The sequence below is a fragment of the Pseudomonas sp. HP_08 genome (assembly GCF_055284095.1).
Window position 1 is genome coordinate 341,839 of sequence record NZ_JBTOQC010000012.1, and the last position, 22,713, is coordinate 364,551.

Below are 22,713 nucleotides of genomic sequence, written 5' to 3' on the forward strand. Positions count from 1 at the left end.
AATACGGGGGGTTGCGGCAATAACCGGTTTTACCCGAGCGTCTGTGAAAATGGCCACGGGCAGTGAAAAAGTGTCGATTTTACCGGGCTTTGAAAATGGCTGTATGTATATACAGTTACGTTTAACCACAAAAAAAGGGCCATCAGGCCCTTTCTTCATTTGAGCGAATCCGCTCAGGACACCCATGACTCCACGGTGTCGGAGCCATGTTCGGCTTTCCATTCTTTCAGGGTCTTGTGATTGCCACCCTTGGTCTCGACCACTTCGCCGGTGTGCGGGTTCTTGTAGACTTTCACCGAACGCGGCTTGCGGGTCGCTTTTTCCGGGGTAGCGGCGACACGAGAAGGCTTGGTATTAGGCTGAGGCTGCAGGATCGAGGTGATGTCCTTCAGGCTCTTGTTGTACTCGCCCAGCAAGGCACGCAGTTTGGTCTCGAATTCAATTTCCTGCTCCAGGCCTTTATCACCCTTCATGGCCTCAAGTGCGGCAAGCTGCTCGGCAAGGTGACGTTCGAGTTGGCGGAATTCAGCGAGTTTAGACATTGTTGCTCCATGCTTTCTGGTGATCAGGTTATGTTGATAAGTAGGACTCTGGTCACAAACACAAGTTGCATGTTTTTTGTTCAGGTATTTATCGGTGGCGACTCAGCCCGTTGCCCAATTTAATGTGGATGATGCAAATCGATGGACTTACGCGATCTTTATTACTTCGAAACCATCGCTGATCTGGGCAATCTGGGACGCGCCGGTGACAAGTTGCATCGCACCCAGCCGGCGTTGTCAAAAAGCATTCAGCGCCTGGAACAGATGCTGGGCACGGCCTTGTTTTTCCGTGAAGGGCGCCGGATGCGCCTGACGCCTGCCGGTGAGTTGTTACTCATCCGGGCGCGGCACCTGCGCCAGGGCGTTCAGGAAACACGCCGCGAAATTCAGGACTTTGCCAAGGGCACGGTCGGTAACGTGCGTCTTGGCTGTGGACCGACAGCGGCGGAATACTTGTTGCCCAGCCTGATTTCATTGTTGCTTGAAACAGCACCCGACCTGACCCTGGAGCTGATCACCGGGCAGAACGATATGTTGCTCAATGCGTTGCGCACCGGGCAACTTGATGTGCTGATTGCGCCGCTGTCGGCGGTCGATGTCGCCCAGTTTGAAACCTTTGCCTTGCTACAAGACGAAGTCGTCGTGGTCGCCAGTGCCGATCATGTGTTGTTTGAACAACCGACAGTGATGGCAGACTTGTGTAACTGGCGCTGGGTGCTGGCCGCGCCAACGGTGGCCACGCGGCGCTGGCTGGATAACACATTTTTCAATCATCAGCTGGACATGCCGAAGATCCAGATTCAGACCAACTCGATCAATATGATGCCGCGCCTTATTACCCATACGCCGCTGCTGAGTTTTATTTCCAGACACAACCTGGGCACGGGCAAGATTGGCGCCACCTTGCGCGAAGTGCCGTTACCGCAAACCACCATGAAGCGCAGCTTCGGCGTGGTGATGCGCCGCGAAGCCTATGTTTCACCGCCCACCGCGTACGTGGTTGATTTACTCAAGCGCGAAGGCACCGCCTTGTTTACGGATCACGCCGACTCAGCCTGAGTCTTTTCCCGGAGTGTTACCCATTGCCCCAGCGTGGGAGACGTGTGGGAACTGGTATTCCTTGAATTCATAGTTGAATAAAAAAGCGGAAATAGATTTATACGAGCAATCGGTTAAACATGGGGCCATGACAAAACAGGGCATCCCCATGACTTACACCATTCTTGTCACCGCACAACGACTGGCCCCGGCCGGCTTGAACATCCTGCAGCAGCGTGGCTGCCGGGTGTTGTTTGTCCGCGCAGAGCAGGAAGTGGCCGACATCGAGCGGCTGATGGCGACCGAGCCGGTCGACGCCGTGATCTCCCGCACATTCGAACTGAGCGAGCAGGCGATCAACGCTTGTCCGACGCTTAAGGTCATCTGCAAGCACGGCGTCGGCGTGAGCAATATCGACGTTGCCGCCGCCAGCGCCCGAGGGATTCCGGTCTATGTCACGCCGGGCGCCAACGCGCAGTCGGTGTGTGAAATGACCCTGGCCCTGATGTTCGCCGCCGCACGCAAAGTCAGCTGGATGGACAGCGAAATTCGCGCCGGGCGCTGGTCCCGTGCGCAAGACGGGCTGGAGTTGAGCGGGCGCACGCTGGGCCTTGTGGGCTTCGGCCAGGTGGCGCGCAAGGTCGCCAGGGTGTGTCAGGCGCTGGGCATGTCCGTGCGGGTTTACGACCCGTTTCTCGACACCCGAAGCGATTTGCACGGCGCTGTGGCCGTGGATTCGTTGGCCGAATTACTCGGCCAGAGCCAGGTGCTGAGCCTGCACGTTCCGCTCACGGCACAGACCCGCGACCTGATTGGCGCCGCCGAGCTGGCACAGCTGCCGGAAGGCGCGCTGCTGATCAATACCGCACGTGGTGAGGTGGTGAACGAAGCGGCGCTGGTCGATGCCTTGCGCAGCGGGCAGCTGTACGCCGCCGGCCTGGACACCATGGCGATTGAGCCGCTGCCATCCGACAGCCCTTTGCTGGCGCTGGATAACGTCGTGCTCACCCCGCATGTCGGCGGCTCGACCCCGGCGGCGCTGGCCGCCATGGCCCGTGACGCGGCCACCCACGTTCTGGCCCTGCTCGATGGCCAGCCGGTGCCGCGCACCGCGTGTGTCAATGCTGACCATCTTCCCCTCTGACCGGAGATTCACCATGACTGTTTCTGCCCTTAACGACTGGCCCACCGGCTACCGCATCAACCCGCGCAACGCCCACCTGAGCGCTGAGCTGATCGAGGCGTTTCGCAGTATTCCCGTGGCGGTGGCGGGCGATTGCCTGGGCCGCAACATCGGGGCCAGGGGCTTGCACATTTACCACGGCGACCTGTCGCTGAAACTCTGTGGCCCGGCGTTTACCCTGCGTGTGCGGCCCGGTGACAACCTGATGGTGCACAAGGCGCTGATGATGGTGCAGCCCGGCGATGTGCTGGTCATCGACGGTGCCGGCGATATCAGCCAGGCGGTGATTGGCGGGCTGGTGCGCACCACGGCCTTGAGGGTGCAGTTGGGTGGCATCGTCATCGACGGTGCCGTGCGTGACCTTGAAGAACTGGCCGAAGGCATCCTGCCGGTGTTTGCGGCAGGGCATACCCATCGCGGCCCGAGCAAGGACGGCCCCGGCGAAATCAATGTGCCGATTGCCTGCGCAGGTTTATGCGTCATGCCCGGCGACCTGATGCTGGGCGATGCCGATGGCGTGCTGGCGGTGCCGCAGGCGGATGTCGCGGCGCTGCTGCCCAAGACCATCGCGCACCTTGAGCGCGAAGCCTCGATTCGCGAGACCAATCGTCTTGGCACGGCCGACCCGGAACGCTTCGACGCGTTGTTACGCGCCAAGGGGCTGCCGGTCTGACCTGACCTGTTGCAAGACACCCGCAAAGAATCACCCGGACAAAACCAAAAAAAAGAGGGAACCCATGCTGACGATTCTCAGCTATACGATGATCACCTGCTTCATGTACCTGGTCATGAGCCGACGCCTCTCGCCGTTGGTGGCCCTGATGTTGGTGCCCGTGGTCTTCGCCTGCATCGGCGGCTTTGCCTCAGGGCTTGGGCCGATGATGATCGACGGGGTGAAGATGCTGGCGCCCACCGGCATCATGCTGACCTTCGCGATTCTGTACTTCTCGATGATGACCGACGCCGGGCTGTTCAACCCGCTGGTCAAGCTGATCCTGAAGATCGTCAAGGGCGATCCGCAACGCATCGTGATCGGCAGCGCGATTCTGGGTATTTGCGTGGGCCTGGATGGCGACGGCGCGACAACGTACATCATCACCACTGCCGCGCTGTTGCCACTGTACCGGCGCACCGGCATTCGCCTGCAAGTCATGGCGACGGTGCTGCTGCTCAGCAACGGCGTGATGAACATGCTGCCCTGGGCCGGGCCGTTTTCCCGCGCCGCCAGCGCCATGCATGTCGACATTGCCGACCTGTTCATGGAAATGCTGCCGATGATGCTCGCGGCCGTGGTGTGGGTGGTCTTTGTCGCCTTTCTGCTGGGGCGCATGGAAAAACGCCGCCTGGGCGTGATCGAACTGCGCGAAGGCGAGGGCATGGATCACTTCAAGGAATCCGCCCCCGGCGACTGGCGCTTTGCGTTCAATGCCGTGCTGACCATCACCCTGATTGCCTGCATGGTCATGAGTGTCTTGCCGTTGCCGATCCTGTTCATGCTGGCCTTCGGTCTGGGCGCGGTAGTGAACTTCCCGAAAATCGAAGAACAGAAAGCCTTGATCGCGCGCCACGCCGACAACGTGATGCTGGTGTCGCTGTTGATTTTTGCCGCCGGCATCTTCGTCGGCATCATGAGCGGCACCGGCATGATCAAGGCCATTTCCGAAAGCCTGATCTACATCATTCCGCAATGGGCCGGGCAATACATGTCGCTGATCACCGCGTTGATCAGTCTGCCGGGCACCTATGTGCTGACCAACGATGCGTTCTATTTCGGCATCCTGCCGATCCTTGCCGACACCGCCAGCCACTACGGCATCGGGCCGATGGAAATGGCCGTCGCCGGGCTGATCGGGCAACCGGTGCATGTGCTTAGCCCGCTGGTGGCCTCCACCTATTTGCTGTGCGGTTTGCTGGACGTCGATTACGCCAATAACCAGCGTATTTCGTTCAAGTGGTCGCTGGGCACGGTCGGGGTGATGTTTGTGATGTCGCTGCTGATCGGCGCGCTTTCCATCCTGCATTAACAAGTTGCCGGGGCTGTTTGTCACGGCGCTGGTGCCCAACCCAAAGCGCTGATTCAGGCCAATGAGAAAAAGTATGTAGCGAAGTTCTCGGCCTCCAACGATACCGTCAGTGTCGTGAAGTCCGAGTTCATCATGATGCGCCTGGCGGGTCTGGCGGGACTGAACGTTGCGCCCGTGCAGCTACAGAGTGTGCTGAACAAGGACATTTTGTTGATCGAGCGGTTTGACCGCTACAGGGCAGCTACGGGCGGCTGGGCAAGCCAGGGCATGTTGATCATGGGCCAGGCCAACCAGAGCCAGATAGCGCTGTGCCTGGAGGCTGCACACCTGTTTTTGCTCGATCGAGGCGCTGCTCGGTCTATTGTCCTCGCGCAGCTTGAGACGGTGCGGCAACATTGGTCGGCCGTGTGCGACGAGGCGAACATCAGCGTCGTCGACAGGAATGTGCTGGCGACCCGACAGATGTTGAATCCGTTCGTGTTCGAGCAGTTACCGGAAGCGGACAGGGACATCGCGCAAAGAGCGGATGAGATCAGGCCTGGCCTGGCGGCGGCAACGTTAGGTTCATTTGATGCAAAGCATTAACTCAACCGTTGCAGATAAGCCATTGTCTGCGCCGCAAAGACGCTGACCGACAAAGGAATCTGCTTGCGGCTCGGGTACACAATCGACAGGTCATTGTCTTTCTCGTTGTACTCCGGCAGCACGCGAACAAGGCGTCCACTGGCCAGGCTGCTGCCAAGGATGGATTCGGGCAGCAGGCATATTCCCAGTCCGGCCAGTGCGGCTTTCAGTTGCGAGCGAGCCGTGTTGGCACAGAACCGTCCGTTGACGACTGCCTGGATCGCACCGTCCGGTCCCTGCAGGTTCCAGACGCTGGACCCGGCCGGGCTTGAAGGCCGGATACAGGTGTGCTCGCTTAGCGCAGGCACATCCTTGGGGTAGCCATAGCGTTCAACGTAGTCAAGACTCGCCGCCAGGACGCGACGGCTCGTAGTGACCTTGCGTGCCACCAGACTTGAATCCGCCAGTGAGCCCGCGCGAAAGGCCAGGTCTATGCCTTCGGCAATCATGTCGATGCGTAAATCGCTGAGGACAAACTCCAGGGTGATTTTTGGATGACGTGCGAGAAAATCGGCGACGAAATCCATCTGCAGAAACTCGAAAAAATCCGCTGGCGCCGCCACTCGAACCCTGCCGGATGGCTCGTGGCTGCCTTCCGAAAGCTGACGCGAAGTGGCCAACAGGTCTGATATCTGCGCCGCCGTGCGCTTGTAAAGCGCTTCGCCTGCATCTGTCAGGACCAGTTTGCGCGTGGTTCGGTGCCAGAGCCGCACGCCCATGGCTTCTTCCAGCAGTTTCATGCGCCTGCTCAGGGTATTGGACGGTGCGCCAGTGCGTCGGGCAGCGCCTGCAAAGCTGCCTGCATCCACGATCTGTACAAAGAGAGACAGGTCGTTGAGATCAATCATGAGATTCAGCCAGATATGGACGAGTGAAACGTGATAATAGGGGCTAATCAGAGCAATCGCCATTTCCTAACATGACGGTATCAAGGCCCGGACTGACGAAGGGCCAGACCATCAATGTCAGAGGAACACGCCATGAAGACAGCCACTCTTGAAGTCGCCACCGCCCACCGTCAGATCATTCACCGCACCACAGGTACACGTCACGGGCCTATAACGCGGTTAATGAGTCCTTCGGATCTTGGGCAACTTATCAAGCCGTTTGTATTTCTCGACCTGGTGGAAGGTGAGAGCTCGTTTACCAATGGCATGGGTTTGCACCCGCATTCGGGAATTGCCACGGTCACGCTGATTACTGAAGGTAACCTGAGGTACGACGTTGCAGGCAGCGGCTCGGGGTTGATTGACTATGGCGGCGTGGAATGGATGCGCGCAGGTGGCGGGGTTTGGCATGGCAAGGAAATGACTCAGGGTACGTCCGCGCGCATCCAGGGTTTCCAGTTATGGATAGCACTGCCGCCCGAGCTCGAACTTGCGGCGGTAGACAGCCAATACATCGAGGCGAACCTGATGCCGATAGCCGGACCGGCCACGGTGATTCTGGGAGAATATTCGGGCGCTCGCAGCCCCGTGCGCTCCCCTGAAGGCGTGAATTACTTGCTGGTGAAACTCAGTGCCGGGCAGTCCTGGACCTATGCGCCGCCCCAAGGTCATGCGTCATTGTGGCTAAGTGTCAGCCGTGGAGCGCTGTCTGCTCCAGAGTTGATTGAGGCGGGCGAGATGGTGGTATTCGCACCCGGCCGTGGGTCAGTGACCCTTGAGGCCGTTCGAAATGACACGGTGTTCATCGTAGGCTCGGCGGTGCCTCATCCTTACGACTTGGCGCTTGGACATTATTCCGTGCACACCCACCCTGATGCACTGCGCGCCGGGGAGAAAAAGATTGCCGAAATCGGTATTCGGGTACGCGAGTATCAACGCCGTGCCGATCCAGGCGCGCGGGTGCCGGTCTTCGAATGAGTGGCCTGCAAATTGCTACGAATGGGGCGGTGTTACCGACACCGTTTCCATGAACAGCTGTCGTGGAGTCCATCCATGCGTTCCGCAAAGCCTTTGGCGTTGTCCCACGAACCGTGTTGTACAGAAATGACTGAGACCTGCGCCGACAAAGGCACCATTTCCGTACTTCTGGTCCATGAAGCGTTGCTGGAGTTGCGCCAGCGCGGCGGCAACGCTACCGAACTGCTGACGCAAGCCGGAATTGCTCCGCAACTGCTCGCCAACCCGTTCGGGCGGGTCTCGTCGCAACGCTATGGCCAGCTCTGGCGCCTGATTGCACAGGCCATGGACGATGAGTTTTTTGGCATGAACGCGCGGCGAATGAAATCGGGCACCTTTGCCTACATGACGCGCACCGCGCTGAAAGAGTCCACCCTGGGTGCCGCGCTGGAGGGCATGCTGCGCTTGCTAAATCTGGTGTTCGATGACTTTTCGCCGCGGCTGGTCAAGCAGAATGGCCTGGCGGAAATCACCTTGATCGAAACGCAACCTCAGCCATGCCGGGCCTTCAGCTACTTCACCTTGTGGTTGATGGTCCACGGCTTGCTGTGCTGGCTGGCCGGGCGGCGTATTCCCATTCTCGGGGTCGACCTGCGCTGTGAGGCCCCGGAGTTCATCGACGATTACCGGGTCATGTTCAGCGCCAACCTGCGCTTTTCAAGACCCTGTAGCCGCTTGCTGTTCAATGCCGATTTTCTGCAATTGCCGGTGCGTCGCACGTCACATGACCTCAAGCGTTTTCTGGCCGGTCTGCCAGAGAACATTCTGGTCCGTTACCGCGACCCTCAGAGTCTGGCAGCGCGCATCAAGGCCTATCTGCGCAGCGTAAAGCCCGCCCGCTGGCCAGACATGGAAGCGCTTGCCAGCCACTTCTATATGGCGTCGTCGACACTGCATCGCAAACTGGCTCTGGAAGGGCAGTCCTTCCAGAGTCTCAAGGACCAGGTGCGGCGAGATCTGGCCGTCGCGCGGCTGGACAGCGGCGAGGGTAACTTCACCGAGCTGGCGCTTGAGCTGGGGTTCGCCGATACCAGCGCCTTTTACAAGGCCTTCAAGAAGTGGACCGGCCTGGCGCCCGGCCAATACCGCTCGCTGATGTACGCGCAGACATCGTAGCGGCGCCAATTGCCTGCGGCCTGTCAAATCCTCTCTGGATAGTCGATACCTTTCGACATTGCCGCCTTGTTCGTCAGGCGTGATGATTCCGGCACTCCAACAACAAAAACCGGGAGGCCAGTCATGCGCGACTATTTCGATGCAGCCTTTGAATTCGATTACTTGAATGCTGTTTCTACCACCCTGACGGGTGAGCTTGATGCGCTCAATGCCTGCGTCGAATGCTGCGACCGGCACGCTGATTCAGGCCGTGTGGCCCTGCATTGGGAAGGGCGCAATGGTGAACGGGCGGTCTGGACATTCGCCCAGCTGCAAGAGGCTTCGGCACGCTTCGCCCATTACCTGCAAAGCGTCGGCATCGGCCCTGGCGACTGCGTATCGGGCATGCTGCCGCGATGCCCTGAACTGCTGATTGTCATTCTCGGAACATGGCGAATCGGCGCGGTGTACCAGCCGCTGTTTACCGCCTTCGGCCCCAAAGCCATCGAGCATCGGGTCAAGGGTTCCGGGTCAAAGCTGGTGGTCACCGATCCTGGTAACCGCAGCAAACTCGACGAGTTCGACCACGCCTTGCGCGTGCTGACCGTCGGCGCCGATTTCCAGACAGAACTGGCAACCCAGGACACTCGCTTTGAGCCGGTGATGCGCTGTGCCGATGACCCGTTCCTGTTGATGTACACCTCTGGCACAACCGGGCTGGCCAAGCCATTGACCGTGCCGTTGAAGGCGATCGTGGCCTTCGTCAGTTACCTGCGCAGTGCGGTGGATCTGCGTCCTGAAGACAACTTCTGGAACCTGGCCGACCCAGGCTGGGCTTATGGGCTTTATTACGCGGTCACCGCGCCGCTCGCCATGGGCCACGCGACCACCTTTTACGAGGGGCCGTTCAGCGTTGAAAGCACCTGCCGCATCATCAATGAATACGCGATTACCAACCTTGCAGGATCGCCCACCGCGTTTCGCCTGTTGCTGGCCGCACGCCAGGAAGTGCAAGCCTGCATCAGCGGCCGCCTGCGGGTAGTGAGCAGCGCGGGAGAGCCGCTGACTCCCGAGGTTATCCGCTGGTTCAACGATCACCTGGGTTGCACCATCCATGACCATTACGGGCAAACCGAACTGGGCATGGTGCTGTGTAATCATCACGCGCTGGCGCACCCGGTGCGCCTTGGCGCTGCGGGCTTCGCCATGCCCGGACACCGCGTGGTCGTAGTCGACGAGAACCATCACGAACTGCCTGCCGGCGTCCCCGGCACGCTGGCGCTGGACATGCAGCAGTCGCCGCTGTTCTGGTTTCCCGGCTATCTGGGCATGGCGACCCGGTCGTTTGTGGGCCGCTACTACCTGAGCGGAGACACCGTCGAGCTTAATGAAGACGGCAGTATCAGCTTTGTCGGACGGGCCGACGATGTGATCACCACCTCGGGCTATCGGGTCGGCCCCTTCGATGTGGAGAGCGCATTGATGGAGCACCCGGCCGTTGTCGAGGCGGCCGTGATCGGCAAGCCCGATCCTGAGCGCACTGAACGGGTCAAAGCCTTTATCGTGCTGCAGGCCGGTTATGCCGCCACCTGCGAGCTCGCCGAAGACTTGCAGCAGTACGTGCGCAAGCGCCTGTCTGCGCATGCCTACCCGCGCGAGATCGAGTTCGTCGCCGAAATACCGAAAACCCCCAGCGGCAAGATTCAGCGCTTTCTGCTGCGCAATCAGGAAGTCGCCAAGGCAAACGCGGCGGCCACTCATTGATCCAGAGGAGTTGATAACGTGCGTATCGAACATTCGGTTTTTCTGATCACCGGCGCCGGTTCCGGCCTGGGACTGGCGACGGCGCGTGAATTGTTGGGGCAGGGCGGACGTGTGCTGCTGGTGGACATCAATGCAGAAGCGGGCGCGGCCCGGGCGGATGAGCTGGGTGCCGGCGCGGTGTTCTTCAAGGCCGACATCACCAGTGAACAGCAGGCTCAAGCCGCTGTGTCCGCTGCCATCGATAACTTTGGTGGCCTGCATGGGTTGATCAACTGCGCAGGCGTGGCCCCGGCAGAAAAAGTATTGGGCCGTAACGGCGCCCACGGCCTCTCCAGCTTTCGGCGCACGATCGAGATCAACCTGATCGGCAGCTTCAACATGCTGCGCCTGGCTGCCGAAGCCATGGCGCAGGGACAGCCAGATGAAGGTGGCGAGCGAGGCGTGATCATCAATACCGCCTCGGTCGCCGCCTTTGACGGGCAAATGGGCCAGGCGGCATATGCCGCCTCCAAGGGCGGCGTAGCGGCCATGACCCTGCCCCTGGCGCGCGATCTGGCGCGCTCGGGCATACGGGTGATGTGCATTGCGCCGGGCATCTTCGAAACCCCGATGATGACCGGCATGCCTGCGGACGTTCAGGCCTCACTGGCTGCCAACGTGCCGTTTCCGCCGCGTTTGGGGCGTCCGCCGGAGTACGCCGCATTGGCCCGCCATATCATCGAAAACAGCATGCTCAACGGTGAGGTCATCCGCCTGGATGGCGCGCTGCGCATGGCTGCCAAGTAAGGAAAACGCTATGTACAACGACCCTGTCGTGATTGTCAGCGCCGTACGCACGCCCATGGGCGGCTTTCTTGGCGACTTCAAGGACCTGAGCGCGCCGCAACTGGGTGCGGCCAGTAACCGCGCAGCCCTGGAGCGTGCCGGTGTGCCGGGTGACGCCGTTGATGAAGTGATCATGGGCTGCGTCTTGCAGGCCGGTCTCGGCCAGGCGCCTGCGCGCCAGGCTGCACTGGGCGCCGGCCTGCCGCAGAGTGTGGCCTGTTCCACCGTCAACAAGATGTGCGGCTCGGGCATGCAAGCGGTGATGTTCGCGCATAACCAGTTGCTGGCCGGCAGCGCCTCGGTGGTGCTGGCGGGCGGGATGGAAAGCATGTCCAACGCGCCGTATTTGCTGGAGCGTGCCCGCGCCGGCTATCGCATGGGGCATGGCAAGGTCCTGGATCATATGTTTCTCGACGGCCTGGAAGACGCCTACGACAAGGGCCGGCTGATGGGCGAATTCGCCGAAGCTTGTGCCCAGGACTATGGCTTTACCCGCGAGCAGCAGGACGCCTTTGCCATCGCCTCGCTGCTGCGTGCGCAAAAGGCCATGGAGGAAGGCCGCTTCGATAGCGAAATCGTTGCTGTGCAAACCCCGTCACGCCGCGAATCCGTGACGGTCAGCCGCGATGAACAACCGCCCAAGGCGCGCATTGACAAGATTCCTGACTTGAAACCGGCCTTTCGCGAAGGCGGGACGGTGACGGCAGCCAACTCCAGCTCCATCTCCGATGGCGCCGCCTCGCTGCTGCTGATGCGCCTGTCCGAGGCCGAAAAACGTGGGCTCAAGCCGCTCGCCAGAATCGCAGGGCATGCCTCGTTCGCCCAGGCACCGGGCCTTTTCACTACCGCGCCAGTCGGCGCTATCCAGCGACTGATGACGCGTGTCGGCTGGACTTTGGATCAGGTGGACCTGTTCGAGATCAACGAAGCCTTTGCCGTGGTGCCGATGGTGGCCATGCGTGACCTGAATATTCCCCACGACGCGCTCAATGTCCACGGCGGCGCCTGCGCGCTGGGTCACCCGATCGGTGCTTCCGGGGCCAGGATTCTGGTCACGCTGCTCAATGCACTCAGCCAATACGGCCTCAAGCGCGGGGTGGCGGCGGTGTGTATCGGCGGTGGCGAGGCGACTGCCGTTGCTATCGAATGCATGAACTGAGGACAGCGCAATGATTCCATCAGAACAGGACCTGCAAATCCGCGACATGGCCCGGCAGTTCGCCCAGGAGCGGCTCAAACCCTTCGCCGCCGAGTGGGACCGGGAGCACCGCTTCCCGGCAGAGGCTCTGGCCGAAATGGCGCAACTGGGCTTTCTCGGCATGCTGGTCCCGGAACAATGGGGCGGGGCGGCCACCGGGCATCTGGCCTACGCCATGGCCCTGGAAGAGATTGCCGCCGGTGACGGCGCGTGCTCGACGATCATGAGCGTGCACAACTCGGTGGGCTGCATGCCGATTCTCAAATACGGCAGCGAGGCGCAAAAGCAGCGCTTCTTGCAGCCCTTGGCCACCGGGGAAATGCTCGGCGCCTTCGCCCTCACAGAACCCCAGGCCGGCTCCGATGCCGGAGACTTGCGTACCCGCGCGCGCCTGGACGGCGACCACTATGTGCTCAATGGCGCCAAGCAGTTCATCACCTCCGGCCGTCATGCCGGGATGGTCATCGTCTTCGCCGTCACCGATCCCGACGCCGGTAAAAAAGGCATCAGTGCCTTTATCGTCCCCACCGATACGCCGGGCTATCAGGTGGTGCGGGTAGAAGAAAAACTCGGCCAGAACGCCTCGGACACCTGCCAGATCCAGCTCGACGATGTCCGTGTGCCGGTCTCGCTGCGGCTGGGCGAGCCGGGCGAGGGCTACCGCATTGCCTTGTCCAACCTTGAAGGCGGACGCATGGGCATCGCCGCCCAATCGGTGGGCATGGCCCGCGCCGCGTTTGAAGCCGCGCGTGACTATGCCCACGAGCGCAAAACCTTTGGCAAGCCGATCATCGAACACCAGGCCGTAGCGTTTCGCCTCGCTGACATGGCGACACACATCGCCGTCGCCCGGCAGATGGTGCATCACGCCGCCAGCCTGCGCGACGCCGGCTTGCCCTGCCTGGTCGAAGCGTCGATGGCCAAGCTCTTCGCCTCGGAAATGGCGGAAAAAGTCTGCTCGGCGGCCCTGCAAACCCTCGGCGGCTATGGCTACCTGAAAGACTTTCCCGTAGAGCGCATCTACCGCGATGTGCGGGTTTGCCAGATCTACGAAGGCACCAGCGATGTACAGCGCATGGTGATTGCCCGAAACCTGTAGCACCCATGAGGTGACCCATGAACTACCAGACCCTGTTGATGGAACAGGTCGGCGCTGTCGGCCTGCTGACCCTGAACCGGCCGCATGTGCTGAACGCCATCAATACTCAACTGATTGATGAACTAAACCATGCACTCGACGCTCTGGAAGGCGACCCGGGCATTGGCTGCATCGTGCTCACCGGCTCGCCCAAGGCATTTGCCGCCGGCGCCGACATCAAGGAAATGGCTGAACTGTGCTTTCCCGCCACCTACCTGGACGACTTGCTCGGCCGCTGGGACCGCGTGGCGCAGCGCCGTAAACCGATCATTGCCGCCGTCGCCGGCCACGCACTGGGCGGCGGTTTCGAACTGGCCTTGATGTGCGACTTCATCATCGCCGCTGACAATGCGAGGTTTGGCCTGCCGGAAGTCAGACTGGGCGTCATTCCTGGCGCCGGAGGCACCCAGCGCCTGACCCGCCTGGTGGGCCGTGCCAAAGCCATGCAGCTCTGTTTGACCGGCCGCAGCCTGGACGCTGCGCAAGCCGAACGCTACGGCCTGGTTGCCCAGGTGGTTGCGCCTGACGATCTGCTTGCCGTGGCCATGGACACCGCCAGTTGCATCGCCGCGCAGTCGCGAACAGCGGTGCTGATGCTCAAGGAATGCGTGAACCGCGCAGACGAAACCTCATTACATGAAGGCGTGCGCTTTGAGCGGCGGCTGTTTCAGTCCGTGTTTGCGACGGCAGACCAGAAGGAGGGGATGTTGGCGTTTTTACAGAAGCGTGCGCCGTCGTATTGACCTATGAATCGGTCTTGACGAACTTCAGACAAAAGCCCGGGCGCATCTTCAGTTGCTGCACGGGCTCGACAGACTCCTTTTCACCTTGGGTCTTGAGGACCCGGACACCGCAATATTGCTTCTCGAACGTACTGAACAGGAATTTCTGCGTGGGCCCGCTCCAACTGCCGGCCTGTACGGTATAGGTCGCGCCTTGCTCGGGAACGAGCGAGAAGGGCACCTGGCAGACTGTGTCACCGCTGCTGTGCGCATACATCAGCACCAGTTCTTCGCCTACCCGCACCGGAGTATCGAAGAAACCATTGGCACCCGGTGCGGGGGTATAACCGGCATAACAGCCGTTTTCGCCAATACTGATCAAGCGCAGAGAAGTGCCAGCAGAGTGTTCCAGGCGCACCGTGGCCGAAGGTTCTTCAGGCTTGGGGAACGTATATTGTTTGCCCATCATCAATGAACTGCACCCCGCCATGGTCACGGCGGTTGCCAGTAACAGACAGGTGCCAAGAGTCTTGTAATTCCGGTGCATCGATCACTCCCTGATGATTAGCGTATGAATAGCAAAGCCGCTCGCTATGACTCTGGAATACTTGATGAGTTCTTGGCTCGGTATGTTAAAACACTCGTTTTGCAGGCAGCATCACTGAATGAATCGTCCACTTTTTGTTTCTCTGGATGGGCCCAAGGGCACCGGCAAAACCACGCTGCTGGAGGCTGTTACCAAAGCCCTGAGAATCGACAACAAGAAGGTGATCCGGCTGTGCGAGAGAAAGAACGACCCTTACAGGGCTGAGACAATGGCCCTCGTCAACCAACTCGCCCGACATCCCGACCAGGGTCTGGAGCGTCAGGTGTGTGAGCGCCTGGCGGATAGCCGTGCCTGGATTTCCCGCCACGTACTGCCTGAACAGCCAGCGGACAGCATCATCCTGATTGATCGCTGGTACCCCTCCGATGCCGCGTTTCGCCGGACCGTCCCGTTTGCAGAGATTCTGCAGTTGAACATCGAACGTAACGTGCAAGTGCCCGACCTGCATGTCGGGGTTGTTACCGACCCGGAAATTTCATGGGCGAGGGCAGCGGCACGCTCGCGTGGCCTGGGCAGTACGGTGCTGCATAACCTGGAAGAACATGTCGCCAGTACCCAGTCGTTCGAGCGAGCGGTTGCTGATAACGGCTGGGTGTTGTGCCGTAATGAAGGAACGATCGAAGAGGCAACGATGCAGGTGGTTGCTGAGATTTATAGAGTGCTCTGATGCACATTGAGCTAAAAAAGGAATTTTTTCTGATGCCTCGTACCCGTTTAGGCAAGATCCTCGTTAGTAAGCCTGCCACGTTAGCCATTTTTGTACTGAGCACTTTCATCGCGATTTTCATTAATGCGTTCGGTTATCCCGTCACGGCGGCCGTGGTTTTCCTAACGTTTGTCACTGCTGACTTTATTCTGATTCTGGAAAGCCCGGATGAGCGTTTCATCAAGGGCATGACGGTCATTATGTATGGGTTACTGATTCAGTTCCTTTACCAGATCCTCTTCAGTAAATCCGTCAGCGCGTCATATTGGGCTGAGAATTTGAACATGGCCGTTCAGGCAATCATGTTAGCGGCAAGCGGTGCCGGCGGGAGTCTGATCGCCGCCTACGGAGACCGCAACTCGACGGATGCCGAGGTGCATGCGGCCAAGCATGTAACCATCGACCACAGTCAGCAGATGGAACTCCTGATTCACAAGCTTGATCGGATGGAACGTCGATTTAGCCGCTTGATGTTCGCCCTCGTGATCGCCGCCACTGTGACGATCATTGTCATGCTCATCATTACTCGGTGAGTGGGCACAACATCTAAAATCTGGAGGAGACATGGCAGACCACGATTTTGAACAGCTGCTCGAGACGGCCATGCAGGAACTCATGGCCAAGCAGGAAGGGCTTCAGCGCGATTTCGGGCTGGGTGATATGGCGCGCTGGTGGCTGGACCAGCCCAGCGGCACGATCCAGTTCTTCGATGAGCAAGACAGGCTGGCGGTTGAGGCTCGGATACTCAACATCGGCTCTTTTGCGCCCAAGACCGATACGTGGAAATGGGCATGGAGCAATCCAACCGTTGAGCCGGGCCTTCGCGAGAAAGCACTTCAGTTGAAGCAACTGGAGGAGACCACCGGCATTGCACTGTTTGGCGTCGAAGAAGCATTCCCCATTGAAGACGAAAGTATGGCGTGGGAGCTGGCGGCGATTGCGGTTCATCATTTTAAAGCGGTGGGTTGCTATCGGGCGCCATCAGGGGAAGGTGGACCGGTTGTGTATCTGGCGTTGACCAAGGTTGATCAGGTTAGCTATCAGTAACCTTGGTGATAACGCAGAATTGCGATAGGGGCTTGATGCTTACTTCCCATATCCGAAACACTCAATCCTATAATTCTGCTGCAGCTAATCGTATCGTAGCTTTCGCGATTCTCTCACCTCAGCACTCCGTGTGTTTGAACCCTGCCCGGCGATGATCACGTTGCGGATATACTCAGTCCAAAGCCAGAGTGACATGGTGCGAAGCTCATCGTCTCGGCTACATAGCATGCACTGTAGAGGTTTATTTTGGCGGAATCAGGCGGCCCGGCAACTCAGGCGGGCATCAGGTATCAAGATGAGGTCGCGGCGCTCTATCTGGGGCGGATGCTTGACCCGCGAGAGCGGCCAAAATATGACCAGCCAATAGATCTGAGGATCGAAGCCCCTAAGGACGTTGATGATTTTGTCATCCGATTCGCGGACGGCTTCCGTCGTTTTTTCCAAGTCAAAATTTCGCTTGAGGCCAGTGGGCAAGCTTGGAAGGCTCTATGGCATTCGTTTGGTCGGCAGATAAATTCTGACTTCTCCACAGGTGATCGTATTGAGCTTGTCTTGGGAAGACCTTCACAGCTCGCCTCAGACTTAATAGAAATCACGAAAAGGATGAAAAGTTCTGACCTCCCAGAATGGCTTGATCGACTGACTTCTAGCCAAAAAACCATAGTGCGCTCTATCCAGCGTTTGCTTAAAGCTGAAATAGAGGAGGTGTGGAAAATTCTAGTGTGCCTAGACGTACAGGTGTGGCCCTCTGATGCACTTGAGCGAGATTATGCACCACTATGGATTCCTCCGTCCTCGGTCACTGCGGCTAAGCTTTTCAAAATATTAGCCTCCATGGTCTGGGAGGGTGCTGATGTCCGCATACGATTTGATGGGCCTACTCTCTATGAACGCCTGCGAGGTGAAGCCAAGATTATCATTCAGGACGCCCCTAGCTGGGGTAGTGCGCAGTATCGCGAAGCAGTAAGCAGGCTGTCAGTGATTGATGTACCCGGAACTGAGTTCAGACGGCCCATTGATGGATCGTATCTGTGGCCTCAGTGTCTACAATACGACCGTAATCGGGTTCCGGATTTCGACGATGATCTTCCGGGCTCAGGAAATATAATTTCTATGGGCAGAGTGGATCTCCTATCCTTTCCAAGCGCAGACCTCAAGGGGATTGTACTTGTCGCAGGCCCTGGTTTTGGGAAGACCACTCTCGTCCATGCGATCGCGCATAGATGCGCAAGTTATAATCTTCTGCCAGCGGTCATATCGGTCACGAAGCTCTCCGATTCAGATCTAGGTATCGCGGAATACCTATCAGAAGTCTTGAATAATGAGTTCGACGTACAAATTGACTGGCGTCTTGCTGCGACTACTGGGTTGCTTGTACTTTTCATCGATGGTTTAGATGAGGTATCCAGTGAGCGACGTCAATCAGTCCAAGAACGGCTTGACGTCTATCGTGCTCGTTATCCTGGAGTACGCTGGCTGATGACCGTCAGGGACGCCGCAGCATTTGCCCCTCCTGAAGGTGCGACGGTTCTTGAGCTTGCGCCTCTCCAAGATGAGGACATACAGCGATACGTTGATTTTTACAGACCTGGTGAAGCTGGAATCGCTGAGCTGCTGCTCGGTCGGATGGCTGCCCGACCAGATCTCGCTCATCTTGCCCGTATTCCGATTTTTTTGGCGCTTATGCTGGTAATGAAGCTGGAGGACGATAACCTTCGGCGCAGTGATTTGCTCGATTCGTATGTTGAGATGTTGCTTCGGCCAATGAAGCTTGTTCAGCCTGATGAGATCGATACAGGCGTGTTGCGACGTGTTGCTGAAAGAGCTGCATTTGATGCTCTTGAAACGGAAACCATCGGTTTGAATGTACGGGCTTTTGAGCGCTGCATCAGAAACGTCGACTCGACTCTAAAGCCGGATAAGGTAAGAGATGCGTTACTTAGACGTGGCGTGCTGCGCAAGGACGGGTTTATCGGGCTGAGATTTCCATTTCCGATCATCCAAGAGTACTTGGCGTCTTCGGAGTTACTTGAGAACCATAGTGAAGGGCTGTCCGCGCGCTTATCGATGATCGCTCGTCGACCATGGGCTCAGGCGATGCAGTTTGCCCTAGAGCGGCATGCCAGCCCGGGACGTATAGTCGCGGAAATTCTTGACGGTGAAGACGACGTTTTTCACACCGGCTTGAGATTGGTGGGCCGATGTCTGGCGAATGGAATGAAAATCTCAAGCACGCAACTACATGTGGTAGGAGAGCGCTTCGCAAAAATATGGGGGAGAACGCCATGGAGATCCGCTCGCCTAATTGACGGAATCATAGTAGACGCGCTGTCGTGCCCGTTACACCCTGCAATCAGAGCACGGCTTGGAGATCGGGGGTTACTACATCATGGGGCTGACACAATTGTTGCGCGGCTTCAGGATAATGATCTAACACTTGAGGTTATCAACCAGCTACTTGAGGGCGACATCGAACTTATGCTGAACCTCGGGGAGGTTCAGAAGGAAGTTGATCGTTTAGGGTCAGCTACCTTTGATCTCTATATTTCAAGATGCCGACTTCCTATAACGTCAGAAAAGGAGAAGGAGGCGCTCAGCTGTCTGATCAACCACATGAAGATTGGTTCCATTGAGTTTGAAGTGGCTAAATCTGTTGCTCTGGAAAAAACGCTTCCTGTATCGATTAGGCTTGCTGCATGGAGTAAATCGATGTGTAAACTGCAGCCAGAAATTGAAGAGCTCATTATAGATGGCATTTGCGGAGAGGGGTATCACCCTCAAACGAGTGCGGCGCAAGCATTGTCAAGTGCGGAGGTTGACGTGACTTCTGTAATTCGAATTTTGCACTCAGCCCGGATTCCTCATGAAAACGCCTTGGATGTGATCGAATATCTCATTGCCAGTTGGAAGGAAAGCGGAATGCGTGAAAATATTTACGCAATTAAAAATGCAGATAATTTGCCTGAAGAGTTTCAAGACTTAGCGTCAATTTATCTGCTTGAGGACGGCTGCCCAAGTGTGCTTGAAGCGTTGCTTGATCGTTTCCCTACTATGAGTTGTGAGATGGTTGGCTCCACGATTTCAATGTTTGGGCACTATCTAGAAAGAGAACCCGTGGAAAGAGCAGTATCCATTATCGCGACTAGGGTATGGGATTCTAAATCGCGCTTAGTCTTGGCTAGTGCATTTGTGGCAGGGTTGCTGTATCGAGCTAAAAGGGTAGGGAAGGGAGCAAGTATTATGGAGTTCGTTCCTCCGCATCCTGGACGGACAGCTCCTTTGGCGATGCTAGATGAGTGGGTAATGCGCGAAGACTATACCCCTTGGCAACGACTGCGGATAGGTTTGGATGCTGCTTTTTTGGGTGCACCAAGAGCTATTGAGAAGCTGCGCTCCACTTTTGATTCGGCGATGGATACTCCATCTGAAGACGAGCATATTTGTGCGTCGGTAGCAGGTCGCGCCCTTGAATGTCTTCACTCTCATGGCCAAAAATTCTCACTTAATGAACTTGAACAAATTGCGAGCAATTCAACCCACAATTTAGCTTGGGCTGCTATAGCCGTTATAGCTAAAGGCGGAACGAGAACCGAAGTTGAATGCCTTGTCCGTATTTACGAAACACTAGAGAGCGGGAGTTTGAGATTGGAAATTCTTGGCTTATTGGAATCGCTTAGCGGGCGTTTGGGTATCCGGATTACACGCTTAGGTAAAAAGCTAATTGCGGTGGATTTGGCCTAGCCACCGGAATCTCATTTTTTAGTCGCTAGTGTGGTGTTTCACAAGTACCAATGAAAATCTGGTCTATGCCCATCTGAAACCCACTCGTGAGAGCTGAGCATTTATATGGGCCGACCAGCGACTGTCATTGCCTTGTTTGAAGCCGAAAAATCAGAGCTTCTACGCCGCGTTAAACAGCGTAAGGGCGCGCAGGATGCCTGTGTTCGTGCCGAAACTATCTTGGCATGCGCAGAGGGAGAGTCTGGAAATGCCATTGCCCAGCGCCTCAACGTCAGCAAGGACGTGGTCTCGCGGTGGCGGACGCGCTTTTCGAAATGGGGGTTGATTGGCCTGAACGATGAACATCGCTCGGGTCGCCCGCGCACAATCAGTAATGAACAAGTGCAGAAGGTGGTTGATCAGGTTCTGAAGAGCAAACCAGAAGACGCTAGCCATTGGAGTACCCGGCAAATGAGTTGGGAAACAGGAATATCTCCGGCTAGCGTGATGCGTATCTGGCATACCTTCGGGATCAAGCCTCACCTGGAGAAAACCTTCAAGCTTTCTATCGATCCGCTTTTCGTCGACAAAGTGCAGGACATCGTGGGCCTTTGCTTGAACCCGCCTGAGAGAGCACTGGTGTTATGTGTTGATGAGAAAAGCCAGATCCAGGCGTTGAACCGCACACAACCAAGGCTGCCTTTAGCGCTTGGAAAGCCTGCGACACGTACGCACGATTACAAGCGCCATGGGACGACTTCTCTGTTTGCGGCTCTGGATGTAGCAACGGGCGAAGTCATTAGTCGGTTAAAGCGCCAACATCGCAGTGTCAAATTTCTATCGTTTCTCAAAGAGGTAGATGCCTCGTTACCGAGCGATGTGCCGATCCATCTGATTATGGACAACTACGCAACGCACAAGACCGACAAGGTCAAAGCGTGGCTGGCCGCACGTCCTCGTTACAGCATCCATTTCACCCCCACGTCTGCCTCATGGATGAATCTGGTGGAGCGTTTCTTCTCAACACTGAGCGAGAAATGGATCAAGCGCCAGGCTCATGTCAGCGTGAAGGATTTAGAGGCCTCAATCGAGTACTACCTGGAAACCTACAACCAGAATCCGAAGCTATTTCGGTGGCACAGAAAAGCGGACGAGATCTTGGGTTCCGTAGCTCGTGCAGCAAAAGCATTAGGCAAGTAGTTTTATGCCCTACTTGTGAAACACCACACTAATGCCATGTTGCAAAAATATTCGCTTTTTCTGATAGGGCGCAACGCCTAGGTTATTTCCAGTCCAACGGGACTTTTGAATAAAACGTGGTTTTTTAAATAAAAAGAGGGCCTCGACGCCACTGTCTACTTGCGCGTATTGAGTCTATCGGAAGCCCTGACGGCCTCCGCTCTTGTTTTCTGCCCTCGCATCCGTTGTTCAGCGTTCAACTCGCATCAGAGGCTTCGGCATCGTGCGGCCTGGATTTACTCGCCCTGTCATCCAAGAGTGCATAAAAATGAAACGTGAAAACAAGTTGTTCAAGTCTGGCGCCCTGATACTCGGTGTAACAATGGCTTCTCTGCTTTCGCTTCATGCGAGTGCGGGCGTGACCCTGGAAGCCGTCAAGAAAAAGGGCTTTGTGCAATGCGGTGTCAGCGATGGTTTGCCGGGTTTTTCTTATGTCGATGCCAAAGGAGCGTTCATCGGGTTTGATGTCGATGTCTGTCGAGCGGTGGCGGCAGCCGTGTTCGGTGACGCCAAAAAAGTCAGATACTCCCAGTTGACCGCCAAGGAACGCTTTACGGCGTTGCAGTCAGGCGAAGTTGACATGTTGTCACGCAGTACTACCTGGACATCCTCTCGGGATGCCGCAATGGGGATTCTGTTTACAGGCGTTGCCTACTACGACGGCCAGGGGTTTCTGGTCAACAACAAACTCGGGGTCAAGAGCGCCAAAGAACTTGATGGGGCGACCTTCTGCATTCAGGCCGGCACGGTCACCGAGCTCAACCTTGCCGACTATTTGCGCGCCAACAAAATGAAATACACACCCATTACCTTCGATACCTCCGATGAAAGCTTCAAGGCCCTGGAGTCAGGCCGCTGTGATGTGCTGACCTCTGACCAGTCGCAACTCTATGGACAGCGGCTGAAACTGGCATCGCCCGAAAACTATCTGGTGCTGCCAGAGGTGATCTCCAAAGAGCCTCTGACGCCCGCCGTACGACGTGGCGACGAGGAGTGGTTCGCTGTTGTGCGATGGACACTTAACGCCATGCTCAACGCAGAGGAACTGGGCATCACCTCCAGAAATGTGGCTGACCTGAAAAAGAATTCGACCAACCCCGACGTTGCACGGTTGTTGGGCAGCGAGGGCGCGCTGGGCAAGGACCTGAACCTGCCTGGCGACTGGGTGGTGCAGATCGTTTCTCAGGTGGGTAACTACGGCGAAGCCTTTGATCGAAACTTCGGGGAAGGTAGCGACCTCAAAATCAAACGAGGCCTTAATGCGCTGTGGAACCAGGGCGGTATTCAGTACGCGGCGCCGGTTCGCTGAGTGTCTGAAGGCCTTGGGTACAAAGAGC

General features: G+C 57.4%; 18 protein-coding genes and 3 pseudogenes. 18 read left to right on the forward strand and 3 right to left on the reverse strand.

From position 1 onward, the window contains the following. Positions 1-173: 173 nt before the first annotated feature. Positions 174-542: a histone-like nucleoid-structuring protein, MvaT/MvaU family gene (locus tag ACYAS9_RS13140; protein WP_463568728.1), complete on the reverse strand. Its 369-nt coding sequence runs from the start codon at positions 540-542 to the stop codon at positions 174-176. 141 nt (positions 543-683) lie between these two features. Here ACYAS9_RS13140 and ACYAS9_RS13145 point away from each other — a divergent pair, with 141 nt between their 5' ends. From ACYAS9_RS13145 to ACYAS9_RS13165, 5 genes and pseudogenes are all read left to right on the forward strand, one after another. Then, on the forward strand, positions 684-1,601 hold the full coding sequence (locus ACYAS9_RS13145; RefSeq protein ID WP_463568729.1) for a LysR family transcriptional regulator: 918 nt from the start codon (positions 684-686) through the stop codon (positions 1,599-1,601). A 148-nt stretch (positions 1,602-1,749) separates the two neighbouring features. After that, a complete protein-coding gene (locus ACYAS9_RS13150) occupies positions 1,750-2,724 on the forward strand; it encodes a hydroxyacid dehydrogenase (protein WP_463568730.1) in 975 nt (324 codons plus the stop codon). A 13-nt stretch (positions 2,725-2,737) separates the two neighbouring features. After that, positions 2,738-3,436, forward strand: coding sequence for an RraA family protein (locus ACYAS9_RS13155; protein ID WP_463568731.1), 699 nt, complete (start codon positions 2,738-2,740; stop codon positions 3,434-3,436). A 64-nt stretch (positions 3,437-3,500) separates the two neighbouring features. After that, positions 3,501-4,787, forward strand: a complete 1,287-nt coding sequence (locus ACYAS9_RS13160) for a CitMHS family transporter (RefSeq protein WP_463568732.1) — start codon at positions 3,501-3,503, stop codon at positions 4,785-4,787. Positions 4,788-4,826: 39 nt separating this feature from the next. Beyond that, positions 4,827-5,372, forward strand: a pseudogene (locus ACYAS9_RS13165) (HipA domain-containing protein); the annotation flags it as partial. Here ACYAS9_RS13165 and ACYAS9_RS13170 read toward each other — a convergent pair. Beyond that, positions 5,369-6,322 carry a LysR family transcriptional regulator gene (locus ACYAS9_RS13170; protein WP_463568733.1) on the reverse strand — a complete coding sequence of 318 codons (954 nt, stop codon included), beginning with the start codon at positions 6,320-6,322 and terminating at the stop codon, positions 5,369-5,371. The pseudogene ACYAS9_RS13165 and the gene ACYAS9_RS13170 overlap by 4 nt on opposite strands. A 69-nt stretch (positions 6,323-6,391) precedes the next feature. Between ACYAS9_RS13170 and ACYAS9_RS13175 the strand changes: the two genes are divergently transcribed. The 7 genes from ACYAS9_RS13175 (at position 6,392) to ACYAS9_RS13205 (ending at position 14,078) form a co-directional block, all read left to right on the forward strand. Further along, entirely contained in the window at positions 6,392-7,276 is an 885-nt protein-coding gene (locus tag ACYAS9_RS13175) for a pirin family protein (protein ID WP_463568734.1), read from the forward strand. A 126-nt stretch (positions 7,277-7,402) separates the two neighbouring features. Next, positions 7,403-8,431, forward strand: coding sequence for an AraC family transcriptional regulator (locus tag ACYAS9_RS13180; protein WP_463568735.1), 1,029 nt, complete (start codon positions 7,403-7,405; stop codon positions 8,429-8,431). Between the two features lie 123 nt (positions 8,432-8,554). After that, positions 8,555-10,174 carry an acyl-CoA synthetase gene (locus ACYAS9_RS13185; RefSeq protein ID WP_463568737.1) on the forward strand — a complete coding sequence of 540 codons (1,620 nt, stop codon included), beginning with the start codon at positions 8,555-8,557 and terminating at the stop codon, positions 10,172-10,174. Between the two features lie 18 nt (positions 10,175-10,192). Further along, a complete protein-coding gene (locus tag ACYAS9_RS13190; protein ID WP_463568739.1) occupies positions 10,193-10,960 on the forward strand; it encodes a 3-hydroxyacyl-CoA dehydrogenase in 768 nt (255 codons plus the stop codon). A gap of 10 nt (positions 10,961-10,970) precedes the next feature. Then, positions 10,971-12,158, forward strand: coding sequence for an acetyl-CoA C-acyltransferase (locus tag ACYAS9_RS13195; protein ID WP_463568740.1), 1,188 nt, complete (start codon positions 10,971-10,973; stop codon positions 12,156-12,158). 10 nt (positions 12,159-12,168) lie between these two features. Further along, entirely contained in the window at positions 12,169-13,296 is a 1,128-nt protein-coding gene (locus tag ACYAS9_RS13200; protein WP_463568741.1) for an acyl-CoA dehydrogenase family protein, read from the forward strand. A gap of 17 nt (positions 13,297-13,313) precedes the next feature. Further along, a complete protein-coding gene (locus ACYAS9_RS13205; protein ID WP_463568742.1) occupies positions 13,314-14,078 on the forward strand; it encodes an enoyl-CoA hydratase-related protein in 765 nt (254 codons plus the stop codon). Between the two features lies 1 nt (position 14,079). Here the strand turns inward: ACYAS9_RS13205 and ACYAS9_RS13210 are convergent, their stop codons facing one another. Further along, positions 14,080-14,604 carry a hypothetical protein gene (locus tag ACYAS9_RS13210; RefSeq protein WP_463568743.1) on the reverse strand — a complete coding sequence of 175 codons (525 nt, stop codon included), beginning with the start codon at positions 14,602-14,604 and terminating at the stop codon, positions 14,080-14,082. Between the two features lie 118 nt (positions 14,605-14,722). Here ACYAS9_RS13210 and ACYAS9_RS13215 point away from each other — a divergent pair, with 118 nt between their 5' ends. From ACYAS9_RS13215 to ACYAS9_RS13240, 6 genes and pseudogenes are all read left to right on the forward strand, one after another. Then, complete coding sequence (locus ACYAS9_RS13215; protein WP_463568744.1) at positions 14,723-15,331, forward strand: dTMP kinase; 609 nt, start codon at positions 14,723-14,725, stop codon at positions 15,329-15,331. A gap of 32 nt (positions 15,332-15,363) precedes the next feature. Continuing rightward, positions 15,364-15,903 carry a hypothetical protein gene (locus ACYAS9_RS13220; protein ID WP_463568745.1) on the forward strand — a complete coding sequence of 180 codons (540 nt, stop codon included), beginning with the start codon at positions 15,364-15,366 and terminating at the stop codon, positions 15,901-15,903. A 31-nt stretch (positions 15,904-15,934) separates the two neighbouring features. Further along, a complete protein-coding gene (locus ACYAS9_RS13225) occupies positions 15,935-16,417 on the forward strand; it encodes a DUF6882 domain-containing protein (RefSeq protein WP_463568746.1) in 483 nt (160 codons plus the stop codon). A 246-nt stretch (positions 16,418-16,663) separates the two neighbouring features. Beyond that, a complete protein-coding gene (locus ACYAS9_RS13230; RefSeq protein ID WP_463568747.1) occupies positions 16,664-20,158 on the forward strand; it encodes an NACHT domain-containing protein in 3,495 nt (1,164 codons plus the stop codon). Positions 20,159-20,263: 105 nt separating this feature from the next. Further along, positions 20,264-21,337, forward strand: a pseudogene (locus ACYAS9_RS13235) (IS630 family transposase). A 385-nt stretch (positions 21,338-21,722) separates the two neighbouring features. Continuing rightward, positions 21,723-22,685 (forward strand): annotated as a pseudogene (locus tag ACYAS9_RS13240) (amino acid ABC transporter substrate-binding protein); the annotation flags it as partial. Positions 22,686-22,713 lie beyond the last annotated feature (28 nt).